Here is an 18,861-nt window from a genome sequence, read left to right on the forward strand (position 1 = left end):
TCAAGAATATAAGGACAAACCAAACCAAAATAAAAAGGAGTGTTAGCATGTCGGAATTAAGAAACAAGATGAAAATGTATATGGAGCTAAAAGGTTATAGCACAATAACAACAAAGTATTATCTTACTCATGTCAGTAACTTTTCTAAGTTTTACAACAAATCACCTCTACTGTTAGGCGAAAAGGAAATATGTGGTTACTTACATTATTGTATCACAGAAAAACATTTAACGATAGGCTCTGTTAACTCAATTAATGCTGCCTTAAAACTTTTCTACACAAAAGTTTTAAACAAGTCATGGGATATCAATACAATTCCTAGAATGAAGGAACGTAGAAGACTGCCAGTTGCATTATCTCCACAAGAAGTTAAAGCTATTTTTGATGCCACAGATAATATTAAACATAAGGCTATTTTAATGACTACTTATTCCGCAGGGTTGAGGGTTAGTGAAGTCTGCAAGCTTAAAATTAAGGATATAGACAGCAAGAATATGCAAATATTTATAAGGCAAGGTAAGGGAAAAAAGGATAGGTATAGTCTCTTATCAAAAGCTAATCTTAAAATTCTAAGAGAGTATTGGAAAAAGTATAAGCCAAAAGAATTTTTATTCTCTGGAAGATATCGTACTGATGCCATAACACCACGTAGTGTTCAGAGAATATTTGAAAAAGCTAGAAAAAAAGCTGGAATTACTAAAAATGCAACAGTTCACACTTTGAGACACAGCTTTGCAACTCATCTTTTAGATGCAGGTACTGATATTTGTTATATACAAAGGCTTTTGGGACACACACGTATAACTACTACAACAATATATTTACATCTTAGAAGGATGGATTTACTAAGCGTAAAGAGTCCACTAGATATTTTATTAGGTGAAGGAAATGATTGAGGTTCAGGACATACTCTTAAAATACGGAGATGAGTATATCAGAAGGCATAGGCTGCCGCCACATTTGAGAAAGGTATTGAGTAATATTAAGGCTTCCAGAACATCAGAATTAGGCGGTCATATAGATGAATGCGAAGCATGTGGGCATATAAGGATTTCCTACAACTCCTGCAGAGATAGGCATTGTCCTAAATGTCAAACATTAGCAAAGGAGAAATGGATTGAAGCTAGAAAAAATGATTTATTACCTGTATCCTATTTTCATGTTGTATTTACAATACCTCAAGAATTGAATTTTTTAGTCCTTACGAATCAAAAAGAAATGTATTCTATTTTGTTTAAGGCTACTTCGGAAACTTTATTAGAGCTCTCAAGAGATAGAAAATATTTAGGTGGGGAAATAGGTTTTACTACAATACTTCATACATGGGGACAAAATCTTATGAATCATCCTCATATTCACTGTATAGTTCCTAGTGGTGGATTATCCTTAGATGGCACCCGCTGGATAAGTTCCAGAAAAGACTTCTTCATACCTGTTAAGGTTCTATCGAGGAAGTTTCGTGGGAAGTTTCTATACTACTTGAAGAAAGAATACTATAACAATCCAAAATTGAAATTTGTTAATGAAGCTGAAGATTTGAAATACAAGGATATATTTCAATGTTTTATAGATAAGCTCTATAAGAAGAACTGGATAGTTTATTGCAAACCTCCCTTCGGAAGTGCGGAGCACGTTATCGAGTATTTAGGTAGATATACTCATAGGGTAGCAATATCTAACAATAGAATTATAGCTTTTCAGAATAGTTATGTAGTTTTTAAATGGAGGGATTATAGTGATAATAATAAAGAAAAGTATATGACTGTTACAGCTGAAGAATTTATACGAAGATTTATCATGCATATATTACCACCAAAGTTTGTTAAGATAAGACATTATGGAATCTTAAGCAATCGGAACCGAACAACTAAGCTTAAAAAATGCAAAAGGATTCTTAAAATGTCAGTTTCAAAAAATGAATCTGTGAGTAAGTTAAGTACAGCAGAACTTCTTTTAAAACTTACAGGTATAGATATTAATATATGTCCTTGTTGTAAAGGAAACATATCAATTAAGAGAAGAGTAGAACCTAGAATTTGTGCCCCACCAATTAGGGCTGCAAAAATTTCATAAATCAACGTGATTGGGAGTAGTGAAATAATCTACGGGGAGGGGGAGTTATGCAATTGTTAAGGAAAAAGTTTATGGTTTGTTTTCTCCTAACACCTAAATTTTTAAAAATATAAGAGAGCGACAGCTCTTAAGGTGATATGGGAAAGATTGAAACCCCATAGTATCTGCCCCGCGGTATTCGTTCTATAATTTGTTTCTGAAATTGAGCAACTTTAGTAACTAGCATTCTTTAAGTGTATATCTTAGGGTGCTAGTTTTTGCAAGCTCAACTTCAGAATACAAATCTATTCAGAATATTATCTAATTTATGAATTAATAATACCACAAGACGTAAAGGTTGTCAATCTAAAATCGATAAAATATTATCGATAAAGTGTGACTTATGCACTAACTATTCGATTATTAAGAATACATCTTATATTAGATTGAATGCTTCAAGTTTAAGAAGAAAATGTGATTTTTTCATAACTCACATTTTCTTCTTAAAAAAAATGTATGACTCTTACTATTGTAAAATATCTTCAACTATATCTACCATTTATTACGTTCTTCATAATAAATCAAAGGTAATAATTTTGCCAAGTTATTAAATTTCTTTATATTACATAGGGCTAAACGCTTGGCTACCTCATCTGATATCTTAGTTCCTTCCGGTAATACTTTTACTGCTTCTCTATTTATAATTTGATATCCCATCCAGAAACGTGATCGTACTTCTATGCCATCTTCGTTTTTACGAATAAAATGGCACATCACAGTAGAATTCATATTTCCTCCCACAACTGATGAGACATAAGGTTCTTTAAAATGATTTATGTCAAATCCAAGTTGGCCAGGAGACATAAAGTGTATTTGTGCTTTTTCTGCCCCGAATCCTCTATCTTCAATTACAGTATGGGTAACTCCCCACAGTTTCTCTTTTAAAGATAAATCTCCATTTAACAGTTGTTCTGTTTTGGTTGTTTCAATATAAAAATGATTTTCTTTATCCCATATTTTATATCTCAAGGGATGTAAACCATGCCATGCGAACCACCAATCAAACATTATTGGAGTAACATGCCTCATTTGAATGATACTTGATACGAATCCAGTTCCATCAGACATGATGCAGTAGCCTGTTTCTACCGGAAGATATCCTGGTTTTAGTAAATCATTTCTATCTTCTATCCTTAATGCATACTTTGGATCTATTGGCCCTTTATTAATTTTGTCAAGTAACTTCTGAGGTTGTTTTTGCATATCCATGTAATAGTATTTAGAATAAGCTTTTGATAATTCTTCATATTTAAGTTCCTTTGTTATGACCATAAAAGCTCCTCTCTGTCTATTTTTTATGTTTTTTATTCAACAGCTACGTTAGCCTTTGAAATTTTATGACAACAAGGACAACAAAAAACAAATTCAAATAATCCATGAGAATATGTTGGTTGTCTTGTCTCTACCCCGTTCTCATAAATTAATAGTTTTTTATTCTCATCTAATTCGCTTAACTTTTTCTTACAGTTAATACATATTACTTCTTTCATTTTTTCCTCTTACTTTATCTAATTAATCTGAAATATCTTCATATTCCATGTTGTTATCCGGTTCTTTGCAACCTTCTCCAACTAAAACACCAACTGCATGGCAGGTATCACATTGTCCAAACTCATTCTGTTTTTCTGCATCCAAACAGTATTTAAATCTCTTCCCACATTTTGGACACTTATAATACATAAAATATGCTCCATAACTCATACTATACTTCTCCTTAGGTATATGATTTTTTACTGTTCTCCTGTAACTAAAAATTTTAGTACTCAATATGAGATGTCCAAAATAAAATTATAGACCAAAATGTTAGAATAACTCTATGTTAAATATTAAGGTATTGCTTTGAGTAAACCATACCTTAATACTTGACATAGAGTCTTAAAATGCAATTGCTTTTTATTTAAAATCACACACTCTATTAATACCTAAAATCTCTCTTGCCTCAGCAGGTGTAGCAACCTCATTCCCTGCAACCCTTACGATGTCAGCTGCACGCTTTACTAATTGAGCATTGGATTCTGCTAGAACGTCAGCACTCCACATTACATTATCTTCCATACCAACTCTTAAATGTCCACCCATAGCAACTGTAGCTAACATGATTGGTACATGTTGCTTACCGATACCAAGAGCTCCCCATGTACTTCCCTCTGGCAATAGTCCCTTTAAGTATACTAAATTTTCTATTGTAGCAGTTGAACCACCAGCAGCTCCTAGAACTAATTGATAATGACATGGTGCTTTTAATACACCCTTTTTTACATAATACAAAGAATTGTAAATCATACCTGCATCGAATATTTCAATCTCAGGTTTTATTTCACATTCCTGCATTGTCATTCCCAATCCCTCTAAAAACTTTGGATGATTTATGAATAAACCGCTATGCATCCAATTCATGGAACCGCAGTCATAAGAAGCGATTTCAGGTTTGATACTTTTTAAATGAGCTTGTCTTGTTTCATCTGTTGCATTTAAATCACCTGAAGTTGTACAGTTGATAACAATATCACATTTTGATTTTATTAAACGAACTGTCTCTTCAAATTTATCTTTGTCCATTGTTCCTTCGCCTTCATCATCTCTCATATGAAGATGGCAGATTGCAGCACCAACTTTATAACTTTCATAAACATCATCTGCAATTTCCTGTGGAGTCATAGGAACATTGGGATTATTCTTTTTCTTCGGCCATGCACCTGTTGGTGCTACTGTAATAATTGTCTTTTTTACTTCTTTAATTTTCTTTTTCTCTTCCATAATTATCCCTCACTTCTTTTTATCCGTTACTGCTGTATTTCGGACAACAGCTTTTCTTAAATCATAGGTTTCAAATCAGCTGCAATGATTAATTTGGCTTCTGTAACTGCTTGAATATCTTCAATTGAATATTTAGGATTGTACTCTTTTAATACAATACCATTTTTTGTAATTTCCATAACACCCATTTCAGTAACCACCATATTGACTTGGTTTTTAGCTGTTAATGGTAATGTACATTTTTTAAGAATTTTATGACGACCTTTATTTGTATGCTCCATTGCAACGATAACTTTTTTTGCACCAACAACTAGATCCATAGCACCTCCCATGCCTGGTACCATTTTTCCTGGAATAATCCAGTTTGCAATACTACCTTCTTCATCTACCTGAAGAGAGCCCAAAACAGTAGTATCAACGTGACCACCACGGATAACTGTAAAAGAATCAGCGCTGTTGAAAAACGCTCCCGTTTTATGAATAGATACTGGTTTACCACCTGCATTAACAATAAAGTTTGCATCTTCTTCATTTGGTTCTTCTCCACTCAATCCGATAAATCCATTTTCAGACTGCAAAGTGATTGAAATGGATGGATCAAGATGATTGGGAACCAAAGTTGGAAGGCCAATACCCAAATTTACAATATCTCCATCATTTAATTCCTTTGCCACACGAGCAGCAATAAAACTTTTTTTGTCTTCCACTATGCTTCACCTCCTACAATATAGTCTACATATATTCCAGGTGTCTCCACAAACTCAGGTCCTATACTACCTGCCGGAACAATTTTATCTACTTCTGCGATAACAATATCTGCAGCTGTCGCCATCATTGGATTAAAGTTTCTTGTTGAGCCTCTATATCGTATATTTCCAAATTCATCTGCAATATGCCCTTTGATTATTGAAACATCCGCTTTTAATGGTTTTTCAAGCAGATAATCCTTTCCATCTATCTCAATGACCTTTTTTCCTTCAGCAACAATCGTACCAATACCTGTTGGCGTCAAAAATCCACCAAGTCCTGCACCACCACTTCTTATTTTCTCAGCAAGTGTTCCCTGTGGGGTTAACTCTAGTTCAAGCTCACCTTCACTATACTGTCTACCACATTCAGGAGTTAATCCTACGTGTGAAGCAATTAGCTTCTTAATCTGTTTATTTTGAAGTAATTTTTCTGTACCTCGACCTGGAAGACCTGCATCATTACATATTATAGTTAAATCTTTAGTACCAGCTTCAACTAAGGCATCAATTATTGCTTCAGGTGTACCGTTTGCCATAAAGCCTCCAATCATTACTGTCATGCCGTCTTTAATCATTGAAGCTGCTGCCTTGGCATTAATTTGTCGAGTTCTTCCCATAAGTTATCCTCCTCGTATAATAAGTTTATAGCAGTTATTTACTGCCTATAAACTTATTTATTTTTTATATTTTGTATAGATTAAGAAAGCATCTCAATTTTTCTAGTGGGGATTCTCCCAATTCAGTATTGCTGATTCTTATACTTTCCGATCTATACTGTTTTAACCTACTATTTATTAAAGGATTTTCTAATGCTAAAATAGTCATAACGGAACTTTAGCGAAGGTTACTGCTGTATTCCTCCTGCAAAACACATTGTGTTATTGCCTGTAAAGCTTGCAGCCTGACCAAAGTATCATATTCTGCTTACACAAATGTTGCATCTCCTTTCGCAGCCACCAGCAAGGTTTTGCGTCTGGATGAATGCTAATTACGCGAGGTTGCAGTTAGTACTTTGGATTAGGATAATCCTTTCTAATTTCCTCATTATTTTTGAAAGGTGGTGATTTCATGAAGAAATTAGATTACTTATCAACTCTATTTGTTGGTATCGATATTGGTGCGAGACAAAATGTTGTCTCTGCTATTAATTTTGAACAGGAATTCTTGATTAAGATGAAACCTGTTCCTAATACGCAATTTGGTGCAGAGCAACTTGAATCCATGCTTGTTAAGGTTTTAGAAAACAATACTTTTAAAGCTGTTATAATCGGCTTAGAATCTACTTCCTTTTATGGAGTACATATAGCCAATTTTTTATCTGCTAGTGAAAAACTTATGACTTACAAACCTTATGTTTACTGCTTGAATCCTAAGGAAGTTGCTAACTACAAAGAATCCTTTAATTCTCTTGATAAAAATGATGGCATTGACTCTTTTGTTATTGCTGACTTTGCAAGAGTTGGCAGAATTCATATTGAACCTTGGCGTGGTTCTCAATATCTTGCTCTGCAAAGACTTACAAGGCACAGACTTCATATTGTTGAATGCTTAACTAGAGAAAAAACTTACATGTTATCCAATGTATTTCTTAAGTTCAGCGAATTTGCATTATTACAGGGAGAAGATCATCCTTTTTCTAATAAATACGGTGCTACCGCATCTTCAATACTTACTGAATTTCTATCTTCCGAAGATATTGCAAATACATCAATTGAAGAACTTGTTGACTTCGTCAATAGAAAAAGTCGGAAAAGGATTTCTAATCCTCAGATGACTGCTGAAATTTTGCAGCAAGCTGCACGTAATTCATACCGTCTTGATAAATGTTTGTATGAGCCATTAACAACCTCTATTGCTTGTTCTTTCAACTGTATTCAGGCTTTTGATAAAGAACTTAAAGGTATTAACAAAGCCATTGAAAAAGCTGTTATGGGAATGAATCCTGTGGAATACAAAATATTAATGTCTATTCCTGGTTTTGGCCCTGTTTACTCCAGTGGCATTCTTGCTGAATTAGGAAGTGTGCATGCATTTCCTAGTAATGATGCTATTGCTAAATACGCTGGCATCGTGTGGAAAGAAAATCAATCTGGAGGTTTTAAAGCTGAAAATACACCTATGAACAAAGCTGGTAACCGTTATTTACGCTATTATCTCATAGAAGCTGCAGGAAGTGTTGTTTGCCATATTCCTGAATATCAAGAGTTCTATCAGAAGAAATTTGCTGAAGTAACTACACATCAGCACAAACGAGCACTCGCGCTAACATCTCGTAAACTTATTCGTATGATTTTTGGATTGCTGGCTAAAAATCAGCTCTACTCTTCAAATAGAGTAGATTAATCTATATAAATTATACGAACATACTTTCTCATTGGACTGTATGTTTATTAAGGTTACCCATTTTTAAAGAAATCATTTGATTTTCTTTTCATTTTGTTCTTGACATATTACCAAATTGCTTTAGTATTTTATATTACCTAATTCAATTAGGCTCTCTTAACAATTAATGCTTGCCCTTGTCCACCGCCGATACATAATGTAGCAAGACCTGTCTTTGCCTCTCTCTTTTCCATTTCATGAAGCAATGTAACAAGGATTCTTGCACCTGAAGATCCAATAGGATGTCCAATGGCAATTGCGCCCCCATTTACATTAGTGATATCCATGCTCAATCCTAAATCTTTAGCAACTGCTAGTGCCTGTGCCGCGAAAGCTTCATTTGCTTCAACTAAGTCAAGATCTTTAACTTCCAAACCTGCTTTTACAAGGGCCTTCTTAGTTGCAGGTACAGGACCTATACCCATGATTGTTGGGTCAACACCTGCTGTTGCATAAGAAACTACTGTTGCCATAGGCTTAAGTCCTAACTCATCTGCTTTTTCTTTTGACATTACAATCAAAGCCGCTGCGCCATCATTGATACCTGATGCATTTGCTGCTGTAACCGTTCCATCTTTTTTAAACGCCGGACGAAGCTTAGAAACCTTTTCTATGGTTGTTCCAAACTTAGGAAATTCATCTGTATCAAATATTATTGGATCGCCCTTTCTCTGAGGGATAGCTATAGGTACAATCTCATCTTTGAATCTACCTTCTTTAACTGCTGCTTCTGCCCTATTCTGGCTTCTTACAGAGAATTCATCCTGCATCTCTCTTGTTAAGCCATATTGCGCTGCAACATTCTCAGCTGTAATACCCATATGATAATCATTAAATGCATCCCATAATCCATCGTTAACTGCAACATCAATCATAGTTACATTATTCATTCTTGCTCCCCAGCGAGCTGTTGGAGTTACATATGGAGCTACACTCATATTCTCTGTTCCACCGCACAGAATTATATCAGCTTCACCAGCTTTGATAGCATTGGCTGCCATAGCAACTGACTTAAGACCAGAACCACATACTATATTAATTGTAACTGCTGTACTTTCAACTGCTAGTCCAGCCTTTAATGCAACCTGACGTGCAACATTCTGTCCAAGACCAGCCTGAAGAACATTACCAAAAATCACTTCATCAACCTGCTCTGCCTTTATTCCTGCTCTCTTAATAGCTTCCTTAGCAACTGCAGCTCCAAGTTCTGCTGCAGGCACTCCCTTTAATGTGCCACCATAGCTGCCAAGGGCAGTTCTGCATGCACTTACAATAACAACTTCTTTCATAATTACGCTCCCCTTTATATGTTTAATATTTTCTAATCTATTTAAGTATTGAAAATAGGCTATTCTTTAGAGTTTGTCCCACACTTTACAGAAAGGTTAAAAACCATAACCTCCTTAAACTAACCAACAGTAATAGAAAAAATTCTACTACTGTTAGTTACAAATCCAAGGATAAAACTACAATTCCATAATCTAACTTAATAAGATAGACATCATTATTTACAGAATAGAACTATAAACAATCTATGTTTATTTATTGAATTTTAAAAATGATGCTCAGTTCTAGAAATTACATCATTTTGTACCGTGGTGTTTAAATCAGTAAAGTAAACACTGTAGCCTGCTACTCTCACCATCAATGTAGGATATTTTTCCGGATGTTTTTGAGCATCTAGTAAAACATTTTTATCCTGACAATTGAATTGAATATGATGAATGTGCTGATCATTCAAAGCGGTACGTACCAAGTTACACATTCTTGCGATACCTTGTTTCTTATAGCGTCCCTCATCAGGATCAGGAAACAATGTATTAATATCAACTTTCTTTACATCATATTTACTCATTTTTTTCGCTCCTTTCAATTAATTTTCAACAAGTTCACCTTTGTTAATCCACATATTTAATATGGTGCCATTTGTACAAGCAGTGTGATTGATTTTTCCATAGGATCTCAATGCTGCTAATGGACCATTTACATCCATATGCTGTTCAGCAGAAAGAGTATCTGCTAAAGGAGCCAATGCCTTTCTTCCACTTGGTAATGCCCAGCACATCTGTCCCATTGCTACATTTGCCTGAGTAGGTTGAACACCTGCATCAGAATAATTCCCTGCTCTCCAACATTTTTTAGTTGAACAATATTCAGCAAAATCTTGTAGTACTTTAGAAGTAATTTCATCTACATAATCAATATCATTTCCATACTTTGGAGCATTCAAGCAAAGTTGACGAACATCTTCGTAACCTACAAAATCTGCTTCTAGAGCCTCTAGTAAGCGCTCCATAGTAATAACTTTATCCTCATAAACCAATTTCTTAACTGCTGCTAAAGAATCACCGATATCTGCTACACCACTGAGCATGTAGTGTGGACCAGAATTCAGAATTGCACCTCCGGCACATACATCAATCCCTTTTTCAATAGCACTTGTAGCCATCATTGTAAATAACGGAAGCTGATGTTCCTCAGCAGTAATCTTCTCAGCTACTAATAAATGTGTATGACATTCATCCACTTGATACTTGAACTGGCGTAGAATAGCATCATAAAACTCATCATAGGTCTTAAATGTTCTAGGGTCTCCTGTTGGATAACCAATTTGGGTACCAGCACCATAACCCGGACAACCTTTTGGCAAAATACCATTATTGAGTGTTACACTTAAGGTATTACCTAAATTAGTGATATTAGCATTTGTGTGACCATAACAATAGCCCTGAAGTTTAGGTTCTACACAACCTACAGTACATGCTTTCTCACGGATTTCCTTAAGAGTGAAGTTATTTATACCATTAAGACCTGTTGCACTATAAGGAATCATTTTATAGATACTTTCAATATCAAAGAAAGATGGGTGTCCTAATCCTTCAGCCGCAAGCTTAACACATTCACGTAAGAATGAATCTGATGTCTTGCTACCAATATGGACGTGAACAGATGGTGCAGTAGTACGCGTCTCACGAGCAGCTCTCAGGCAAATATAGGATAAAAGATTGACTGCATCATTGCCATTAGCATCATATCCTCCTACACAGTAACCTCCAGTCCAACGATAGTAACCGCCAAAGAACACAGCTAAATTCGCTGGTAAAAGCCATGGAATATTACAACACTTGATGTTAAACTCCTCCATATACTCCAAGGTTTCATCAACAGTCAGTTTTCCATTCTCCAAGTCTTTTTCTAAATAAGGCCATAAGAACTGGTCAATACGTCCTAGATTAATACATGGACCGGAGCCTTCTACGTTAAGCAACATTGTATTTAACCAGATCATATGCAATGCATCAACAAAGCTTGTAGGTGTATCCCAACAAATCCTTTCAGCACGATTAGCAGCATCAATGAGTTCTTGTTTACGTGTAGGATTACTTTGAAGTTCAGCCTCTTTAAGAGCCCTTGCTTTAAGATTTTTTCCGTATTGCTTTATTCCTAGGCATACAGCCATCATACCTTCATAGAAATCTCTTTTTCCTACATTTTCAGGTTGGGATTCGTCCAATTCAGCTAGAATTTTTTCACATTTTTTATAGTATCCTTTATATCCAATAGCTAGCAATTGTGGATAATCAGGAATAAAGTGAGAACCTGGATTGGAGATGTAGTTACTAGCATCCACATAACCAGAGGCCAACATTATATCTGCTTTTGGTACCTGTTTTTTCCACTTAGATGTTAATGTCTTGTCACTCCAATAAGGAATGTGAATATCTTTTAGCTCCTTCTTATCTTCTGGGTCAATCACCCAAGGATCAAAATCTCTAGTTTCGAAAGTGTCAAAATCAGATTCTAACCAGTGAGCATGGGATTCAATACTAAAATTATTGCAACGTACACGACTACCTTGCCAGCCAATTAGACGTTCCCCTTCTACAAAGAAGATTGGCATCGTTTCATAAACTTTTGCCATAGCAAAATAACGACGACGAATCTGGGATTCACACTCTGTTGCTTTAAAATGTTCAGTAAAAACTCTCGTACGGTGTATTTCTAAATTTGGTCTGCTTCGATGTAGAACCACGCTCATTTTCTTGATTCGATCAGTACAGCCAACCTCTGCACTCTTGCCATCACGCAGTTCCATACCACGACGACTACCAATTTCATGGACTTCCTGTTTATCCATCTCTTGCATGTTGATTTCCTCCTAGTTCTTTTATATTTGTTACCTTCTATTTATTACATTTTCTTACGCCTTTACTTATGGTTTGATAATTGCCTTGATAACATTACCTTTAGCAGTCTCATCAAATATTGTCTTAAAATCCTCCAACGAAGCTGTATGACTAATCAAGCTCTTCACATCAATTGCCTTTCTTCCAAGCATTGATAGGCACATATTCCATGATAGTGGAGAAGAACTATAACTAAATACTAATTCTAACGACTTCTGTGCAGCAGTAAGCCATTCAATTCCTATTTCTTTTCTTCCTGGCAATCCAATAACACACATTCTTCCCTGTCTTCTTAATGAACGGATACCTGTATTTATAGCAGGTGCCGCACCAGAACATTCGATACATAAATCTGCTCCCTGACCGTTTGTAAGTCCAGAGATAAAATCTTCTACGTTATCCTTCTGTGAGTTAAGGATATAATCCGCACCTAGCTTCTTAGCTAGTGGTAAACGAAGATTCTCATCACTGTTGGTACCAACCACAACAACCTTAGAAGCACCATTTATCTTAGCCATCTGAAGAGCTAGTAAACCAATTGGTCCAGGCCCGAAAAGAACCACTATATCTTCCGGCTCTACCTTAGTACGCTCTACAAGTGCATGGGCAACGCAAGCCATAGGTTCAACCATTGCAGCTTCTTCAAAAGAAATACTATCTTCGATTTTTATTAACTGCTTCGCATCTATTTTCATGTAATCTGCAAAGGCACCATCTACAATGTGACCTGGACAAGTACGATGTTCACACATTTGAGGATTACCAGTTAAACAAGCTCTACATACACCACAAACTTCGACATTTAAACGACTCACAACACGGTCGCCCACTTTGACACCTGTAACTTTATTTCCAATATTCTCAACAACTCCTGAAAGTTCATGACCGACTACAACAGGTACTTTAGTTGCAACATGTCCTCCGTAAATATGGGCATCCGTACCACAAACTCCAACTGCTTCTATACGAATTAATACTTCATCTTCTGCAATACTTGGAATAGGCAACTCCTGTACTGACATACTACCTGCTTCTAATGATGTTCTAACAATTGCTTTCATTTTTTTCCTTCCCTTCATCTTTTTATTTTTACTTAACAACATATGCGATATGAAGTCCATCAGATGTAACTGTAGATTCATACTGTTCCCAAGTTCCAACCTCATGTCCGATTAGAACATTGTTGATGTTTCCTTCTGCCAATTTTAGGATATGCTGTAATGTATGAATCATATTGTATGTGCTTCCAACTCCGTAACCATTTGGCATTGAGACCCCATCACCGCGGCCTCCCATAATATTTCCCTTTACATAAGCTGTATCTCCAACGATAACAAACTTGTTCCCCTTGCTCTCTACAACTACAAGGTTGCTGGCAAAGCTATGTCCATTCCTAGCCACTCTAATATGAATACCTGGAAGCAGGTTGTCCACATCACCATCCAACAGAACTAATCTGTTCTCACGAATAAGCCCAACACACTGCTCTAAATCAGTACAGGAAATGGATGCCTTTAACGTATTATACTCACGTGGAAGTGTCATAGTTGTAATCCAACTAGTCAGTTCATCCTTTTGAAGATAGAATTTAGCATTTGGAAATAAATTAATACCTCCCATATGATCCCAATGAGCATGAGTAAGAATTACATGCTTTACATCCTCCGGATTGACACCAATCTTCTTTAATACAGTCACTGGGTTTTGATACTGGGTTAGATTAACCCCATCAGCTAAAGCTTGATTTTCAGCTTTGTTTCCGTCATAGCCGGTATCAACCAAAATCACATCTTCCCCATTCTGTAAAACATTGAATGTATATGTCACATCAGTAGTCTCCCCTGCACCATGGTAGCCTGAATATACCATGGCATTTGAAAAACCCTTTTGAACTCCATATTCTAAAATAGTAATTGAATAATCTTTCATTTTTATCAACCCTTTCTTAATGCAAACTATTATATATAATCGATTATATTTTATTGTTGATTATAGTATAGTAATTTATGAATGCTATGTCAACAAACTACCTAAAAATTCATTATTTTATTGTTTATCTGTAGAATTAACTTTTATTTCAAATATGCTTGAGTTTTATGAATAACTCTCCACATTATATCCGCCGATACTATACCATACACCCGTTGATTGAAGTAGTTTATTAATCTCTAACAGTTGTTCTTTTGTATATGTGTCAAGTTTCTCTAATTCATAATCCATTCCAATATACTGATACTTATTTGAGCCGTAACTGTGGTAAGGCAATACATTCAATTCACGATTTCCTGCAAGACTCTTTACCAAATTTGCCGTAGCTATAATATTTTCTTTAGAATCATTTATAGTTGGTATCAGTGGAAAACGTACTACCATCTGTTTGCATTTTTCTTTACAGTACTCCGCTGCCTTTCTAATATTTTCATGAATCAATTCATTATCTACTCCGGTCAGACGTTTGTGCTGCTCTGAATCCATATGCTTGCAGTCTATAAAAACTGTATCAGAATAATCTATCATCTGCTTTAAGTATTCCCACTTACCATATGCAGTAGTTTCAATAGCAGTATTAATATATGCTTCTGCACATTTCTTTAAAATTTCAACAGCAAATTTTGGTTGCATAAGAATTTCACCACCAGAAAGTGTGACACCACCCTCTCCTCTACGATAAAACAGACGATCCTTCTCAACCTCTCTCACCACTTGATCAGAAGTATATGTCTTACCTACCTCTACTCTTGCCTTTGTAGGACAAATATCGATGCATTTAAAGCAACTATGACACTTATTAAAATCCATTGATGCCTTTTCCATCTCGTTATCAAAGGTAATAGCGTTGTTTGTACATTGGGATAGGCATTTTTTACAGCCTATACACTTATTCTTTATAAAAGCCAGTTGCTGGTATTGATATAGACCATATGCATTACTGCACCACTTGCACTTTAGAAAGCACCCTTTCATAAATACGTTGGTTCTTATTCCAGGTCCGTCCTCAATCATATAATGACTAATATCAAAAATAACACCTTTTGCTGGAATATTGCTCATTTGAAACTATTCCTTTCTTCCGAAAAATTCTTCATTTTCTACGGATTTTCTTGATATTATGCTTTCTCTAATATGCTGATATAGTTATTCTGTTGGTAACTTCCAATTGAAGTAATTCCAATATGGTGCACTTATACGTTCACTAAAATCTTTCATATCAACTTTACTCCAATCGTAGATACCTTTGCCACTTTTTACACCGTACTCCTTTGCGTCCATCTTGTCACAAATAAGCTTTGGTGCGCACTGTGCACTGCTTAGAGACGGGAATAGATAATTTTCAATATTATAGTTTAGGTCAACCCCGGAGTTATCTAGATGCTCAAAAATTCCAATTGAAGTGTATCGAGGCATAAAACTATACATAGCCGCAATGTCAACATCACGTGCATCTGCAATTCCACTTTCTACTATATAGATTGCCTCTCTGAACAAAGCATGCTGCAAACGATTGGCTATAAAACCAGGAGCACTCTTCTTTAGTACTACTACTTTTCTGTTAACAGCCTCCAATAATTCTACCACATGCTCTGTTACACCATCACGAGTGTACTTACTCTTAACAACCTCAAAGAAAGGAACTAGATGCGGTGGGTTGAATGGATGAGCCACCACCATAATATCCTTATACTTATCTAAACCGTCTACTAGATCATCTACAGAAAGAGCAGAAGTAGTGGAGATAATTGCCTTTGCATTTGTGCAGTATTTCTCAATATTCTTATAAATATTGAACTTAACCTGCAATTCCTCAAATACACATTCAACTACAACGTCAACGTCAGCTAAATCATTATAATCCAAAGTATAGTTAAGATATTTTTCACAGATACCCACCTGTTCCTTAGTCATCATATTTCTATCCACAAAGTCCTGATAGAATCTATCATACTTTTCCTTACTACTTTTCTGAAGTTCAGGGCTCACAGCAAATAGTGTAGTTTTATATCCATGACCAGTAAACAGTACTGCCATACTTGTACCAATCATACCGGTACCTATAATCCCGATATGTTTAACATTTTCTAATTTCATGTTATCAATCCCTTCTTAGTTCTTCACTATCATATAGTCATAAGTAATATAACTATTATTTTTATGAACATACTTAATATATTCACAATAAAATTATCTATAAATCATTAAATCTTTCCATTCTGTATTGAAAAATGAAAAGGCTAGTTATCATACATGCGATATATTCAAAGATTGTCTTTCTGGCAATCTTTGAATATATTGAATTCCAGTATATTTGTAAACAAACTTATTATGATGTTTACTACACGTTTCTAAAGTCTGTCCATAAATTTCATTAGGTAGAGGGTTATTTTACTATCTTACATAATGTATAGAATTATCTCCTCTATGATTAGTAATTTTATTTTTCATTGCCATCGTTGCTATCTTAATAATATTATTTATTGTCACTTCATCTACCAATTCTATTTCCGCTACATCTTTATTGATGAACATTCGTGCCTTATCATATATTTCTCTATCAATAAAAACAAGTGCACCTGTTTTATTTGCATATTCTAGGATTGTATCTTTATCTAAAAAATCGATATTTAACACTTCTATAATAGCAGTACTAATCCCCCTTACAACAAGTGTTCTTGATGCTTTCATAGCATCAGGAGATTTTGCACTGCTTGTTATTATGGCTACATCTGTACCTTTATTTAGTATTCTTGTTCTGCCATTATCAATAACATCACACATGCTATACTCCTTTTTTAATATCCAAACCTTAATCTGAGATTGTATTTATTTTATTTATTTTTGTTCATAACATAGTTGTAGCATTTGATTACATTTGTTGTTTGGATGTATTCCATCATTTCATCTTGTCCAATATCTACTGGGAGCTCTTCGAATTTTATGTTCTTAATACATTCATCCTGTGACCATCCTTTTGAAATTCCATCTGCCACTGCACCAATCCATTTGTATATTACTGCAAGCTGAACATCTATATAAGCTTTTGTTACTACAGGGCCATGACCTGGAACTATATAGTCTACATCTAAAGTTTTAAGGAAGTGTAATGAATTAATTAAATCGTCAATGTTTGCACTATGAAGCCATGTTTGACAGTCAGAGAATATAGTATCACCTACGAATACAACTCTCTCCTCAGGAACATGTACTGCTATCTGTGAATCGGCATGTCCCGGTGTGTGATATAAATTAAATGTATGATCTCCAACTTTTAGAGACATTTTATCGTTAAATGTTATTTGCGGCATATTAACTACATACTCTTCTCTTGAAGGCATAAGAGGTAAAGACTCTTTATCTTGACGTGTTATTACATCTACGCTGTAATCATATCCATCCATCTCACCTGGAACAAGGAAAAAAGTATCTTTTACTTTTTCGTGTCCAACTACTGGGCATACTCCTGCAAACCAATGGTTTCCAAATATATGATCAATATGAGGTTCTGTGTTTATTAGATATTTGATTGGACCTTTGCTTTTTGCAAAATCAATCATTTCTAACAATGTACTAATCCATTGTGCATTGTCTATAAATACTGCGCCTTCACTTGTAAATACGATGCTTGGGTTGCAACCTCTTATTTTTGTGTTGGTATATACATTTTGTGTTATCTTTTCCATAATTTAAACTCCCCTTCTTTTTATCGACGCTAGACAAATAATCTAGCGTCATCATCAATATATTACTTTTGGCTATTTCTAATACTTGTTTTGGATACCCTAAGCATTCCAACTCTGATATTTTTACTATTTTGCTCTTTTCAATGCTTCTCTTAGAGCATTCTTAGTCCATACTTTAACCATTTCAACCCTATACTCTTTTGTAGCACGTTGGTCTGTTATAGGATTGCATGAATTTGCTGCTGCTTCACCTGCTTCTTCAATAAGCTCCTCTGTAAGAACTTTTCCTGTGATTAATTTTTCAACTGCTTCAACTCTTATTGGTGTTGGTGCAACTGCTGCCAGTGAAACTATTGCCTTTTCAACTTTTCCATCAGCATCTAATGTTATACTGCTTCCTGCACCAACTATTGTTATATCTGTATCCCCTCTAATAGCAAACTTTTGGTAAGTTGCACCAGTGTTTGCCTTTGGAGCTGGAATAGTGAAACTTATAACAAATTCTCCTTCTTTTAAAACTGTTTTACCTACGCCTGTAAAGAAATCTATTACTGGAATAGTTCTTGTCCCATTCTCACCTACTATATTTACAATAGCATCTGAAACTATTAGACCTTGTACAGCATCTGCACTTGGAGATGCATTACATGCATTACCACCAATAGTTGCCATATTTCTTATCTGCATACTTGAAACATGTCCAGCAGCTTCTGCTAATGCTAACCAATTTTCTTTTACTTCTTCAGATTTTGAGATTACACGAAGTGTTGTTAAAGCTCCAATCTCAATTCCATCTGTAGTCTTCTTTATACCTTTTATTTCAGGAACGCTTTGTAATCCGATTACTGTTTTAACCTTAAGAACTCTATTTTTAAGTTTTGGAACTAAGTCAGTTCCACCTGCAACCATTCTAGCATCAGTTCCATATTTCTTAAGTATTTCTACACACTCATCAGCAGACTTTGGTTCATAATATCTTTCAAATCTAAACATAGCCAT

19 protein-coding genes are annotated in these 18,861 nt (G+C 35.2%); 3 read left to right on the plus strand and 16 right to left on the minus strand.

Translation table 11 applies throughout. The features are described from left to right. Nucleotides 1-47: 47 nt before the first annotated feature. Nucleotides 48-896 (plus strand): tyrosine-type recombinase/integrase, encoded by an 849-nt coding sequence (locus CLMAG_RS25970; protein ID WP_066629755.1) that lies wholly within the window; start codon nucleotides 48-50, stop codon nucleotides 894-896. Beyond that, nucleotides 889-2,073: an IS91 family transposase gene (locus CLMAG_RS25975; protein ID WP_066629764.1), complete on the plus strand. Its 1,185-nt coding sequence runs from the start codon at nucleotides 889-891 to the stop codon at nucleotides 2,071-2,073. The genes CLMAG_RS25970 and CLMAG_RS25975 overlap by 8 nt, the downstream gene beginning before the upstream one ends. A gap of 531 nt (nucleotides 2,074-2,604) precedes the next feature. On the opposite strand, the gene CLMAG_RS25980 is transcribed toward CLMAG_RS25975, so the two are convergent. From CLMAG_RS25980 to CLMAG_RS26005, 6 genes are all read right to left on the minus strand, one after another. Continuing rightward, nucleotides 2,605-3,384, minus strand: a complete 780-nt coding sequence (locus CLMAG_RS25980) for a DAPG hydrolase family protein (RefSeq protein ID WP_066629767.1) — start codon at nucleotides 3,382-3,384, stop codon at nucleotides 2,605-2,607. A 32-nt stretch (nucleotides 3,385-3,416) separates the two neighbouring features. Next, a complete protein-coding gene (locus CLMAG_RS25985; RefSeq protein ID WP_066629769.1) occupies nucleotides 3,417-3,602 on the minus strand; it encodes a hypothetical protein in 186 nt (61 codons plus the stop codon). Nucleotides 3,603-3,624: 22 nt separating this feature from the next. Continuing rightward, entirely contained in the window at nucleotides 3,625-3,813 is a 189-nt protein-coding gene (locus CLMAG_RS25990) for a hypothetical protein (protein WP_066629771.1), read from the minus strand. A gap of 192 nt (nucleotides 3,814-4,005) precedes the next feature. After that, nucleotides 4,006-4,869: a beta-keto acid cleavage family enzyme gene (locus tag CLMAG_RS25995; RefSeq protein ID WP_066629775.1), complete on the minus strand. Its 864-nt coding sequence runs from the start codon at nucleotides 4,867-4,869 to the stop codon at nucleotides 4,006-4,008. Nucleotides 4,870-4,925: 56 nt separating this feature from the next. Next, nucleotides 4,926-5,579, minus strand: coding sequence for a 3-oxoacid CoA-transferase subunit B (locus tag CLMAG_RS26000; protein WP_423231098.1), 654 nt, complete (start codon nucleotides 5,577-5,579; stop codon nucleotides 4,926-4,928). Then, nucleotides 5,576-6,235 (minus strand): CoA transferase subunit A, encoded by a 660-nt coding sequence (locus CLMAG_RS26005; RefSeq protein WP_066629779.1) that lies wholly within the window; start codon nucleotides 6,233-6,235, stop codon nucleotides 5,576-5,578. The genes CLMAG_RS26000 and CLMAG_RS26005 overlap by 4 nt, the downstream gene beginning before the upstream one ends. 451 nt (nucleotides 6,236-6,686) lie before the next feature. On the opposite strand from CLMAG_RS26005, the gene CLMAG_RS26010 reads away from it, so the two are divergent. Further along, nucleotides 6,687-7,961, plus strand: coding sequence for an IS110 family RNA-guided transposase (locus CLMAG_RS26010; RefSeq protein WP_066616512.1), 1,275 nt, complete (start codon nucleotides 6,687-6,689; stop codon nucleotides 7,959-7,961). A 146-nt stretch (nucleotides 7,962-8,107) separates the two neighbouring features. Here CLMAG_RS26010 and CLMAG_RS26015 read toward each other — a convergent pair whose 3' ends face one another. The 10 genes from CLMAG_RS26015 to CLMAG_RS26060 all read right to left on the minus strand — a co-directional run bounded on the left by CLMAG_RS26015 (nucleotide 8,108) and on the right by CLMAG_RS26060 (nucleotide 18,861). After that, nucleotides 8,108-9,289: an acetyl-CoA C-acetyltransferase gene (locus CLMAG_RS26015; protein ID WP_066629782.1), complete on the minus strand. Its 1,182-nt coding sequence runs from the start codon at nucleotides 9,287-9,289 to the stop codon at nucleotides 8,108-8,110. A 263-nt stretch (nucleotides 9,290-9,552) separates the two neighbouring features. Then, entirely contained in the window at nucleotides 9,553-9,855 is a 303-nt protein-coding gene (locus CLMAG_RS26020) for a glycine radical domain-containing protein (RefSeq protein ID WP_066629786.1), read from the minus strand. An 18-nt stretch (nucleotides 9,856-9,873) separates the two neighbouring features. After that, a complete protein-coding gene (locus tag CLMAG_RS26025) occupies nucleotides 9,874-12,147 on the minus strand; it encodes a pyruvate formate lyase family protein (RefSeq protein ID WP_066629788.1) in 2,274 nt (757 codons plus the stop codon). Nucleotides 12,148-12,213: 66 nt separating this feature from the next. Continuing rightward, complete coding sequence (locus CLMAG_RS26030; RefSeq protein ID WP_073393597.1) at nucleotides 12,214-13,248, minus strand: zinc-dependent alcohol dehydrogenase; 1,035 nt, start codon at nucleotides 13,246-13,248, stop codon at nucleotides 12,214-12,216. A gap of 28 nt (nucleotides 13,249-13,276) precedes the next feature. Then, complete coding sequence (locus CLMAG_RS26035; protein WP_066629793.1) at nucleotides 13,277-14,116, minus strand: N-acyl homoserine lactonase family protein; 840 nt, start codon at nucleotides 14,114-14,116, stop codon at nucleotides 13,277-13,279. 165 nt (nucleotides 14,117-14,281) lie between these two features. After that, on the minus strand, nucleotides 14,282-15,238 hold the full coding sequence (locus tag CLMAG_RS26040) for a glycyl-radical enzyme activating protein (protein WP_066629796.1): 957 nt from the start codon (nucleotides 15,236-15,238) through the stop codon (nucleotides 14,282-14,284). 84 nt (nucleotides 15,239-15,322) lie between these two features. After that, nucleotides 15,323-16,273: a 3-hydroxyacyl-CoA dehydrogenase family protein gene (locus CLMAG_RS26045; protein ID WP_066629799.1), complete on the minus strand. Its 951-nt coding sequence runs from the start codon at nucleotides 16,271-16,273 to the stop codon at nucleotides 15,323-15,325. A 297-nt stretch (nucleotides 16,274-16,570) separates the two neighbouring features. After that, nucleotides 16,571-16,960 (minus strand): transketolase C-terminal domain-containing protein, encoded by a 390-nt coding sequence (locus CLMAG_RS26050; protein WP_066629802.1) that lies wholly within the window; start codon nucleotides 16,958-16,960, stop codon nucleotides 16,571-16,573. A gap of 50 nt (nucleotides 16,961-17,010) precedes the next feature. Next, entirely contained in the window at nucleotides 17,011-17,862 is an 852-nt protein-coding gene (locus CLMAG_RS26055) for an MBL fold metallo-hydrolase (RefSeq protein ID WP_066629804.1), read from the minus strand. Between the two features lie 126 nt (nucleotides 17,863-17,988). Then, on the minus strand, nucleotides 17,989-18,861 hold the full coding sequence (locus CLMAG_RS26060) for an FAD binding domain-containing protein (RefSeq protein WP_066629806.1): 873 nt from the start codon (nucleotides 18,859-18,861) through the stop codon (nucleotides 17,989-17,991).

The organism is Clostridium magnum DSM 2767 (genome assembly GCF_001623875.1).
GTDB lineage: Bacteria > Bacillota > Clostridia > Clostridiales > Clostridiaceae > Clostridium_AM > Clostridium_AM magnum.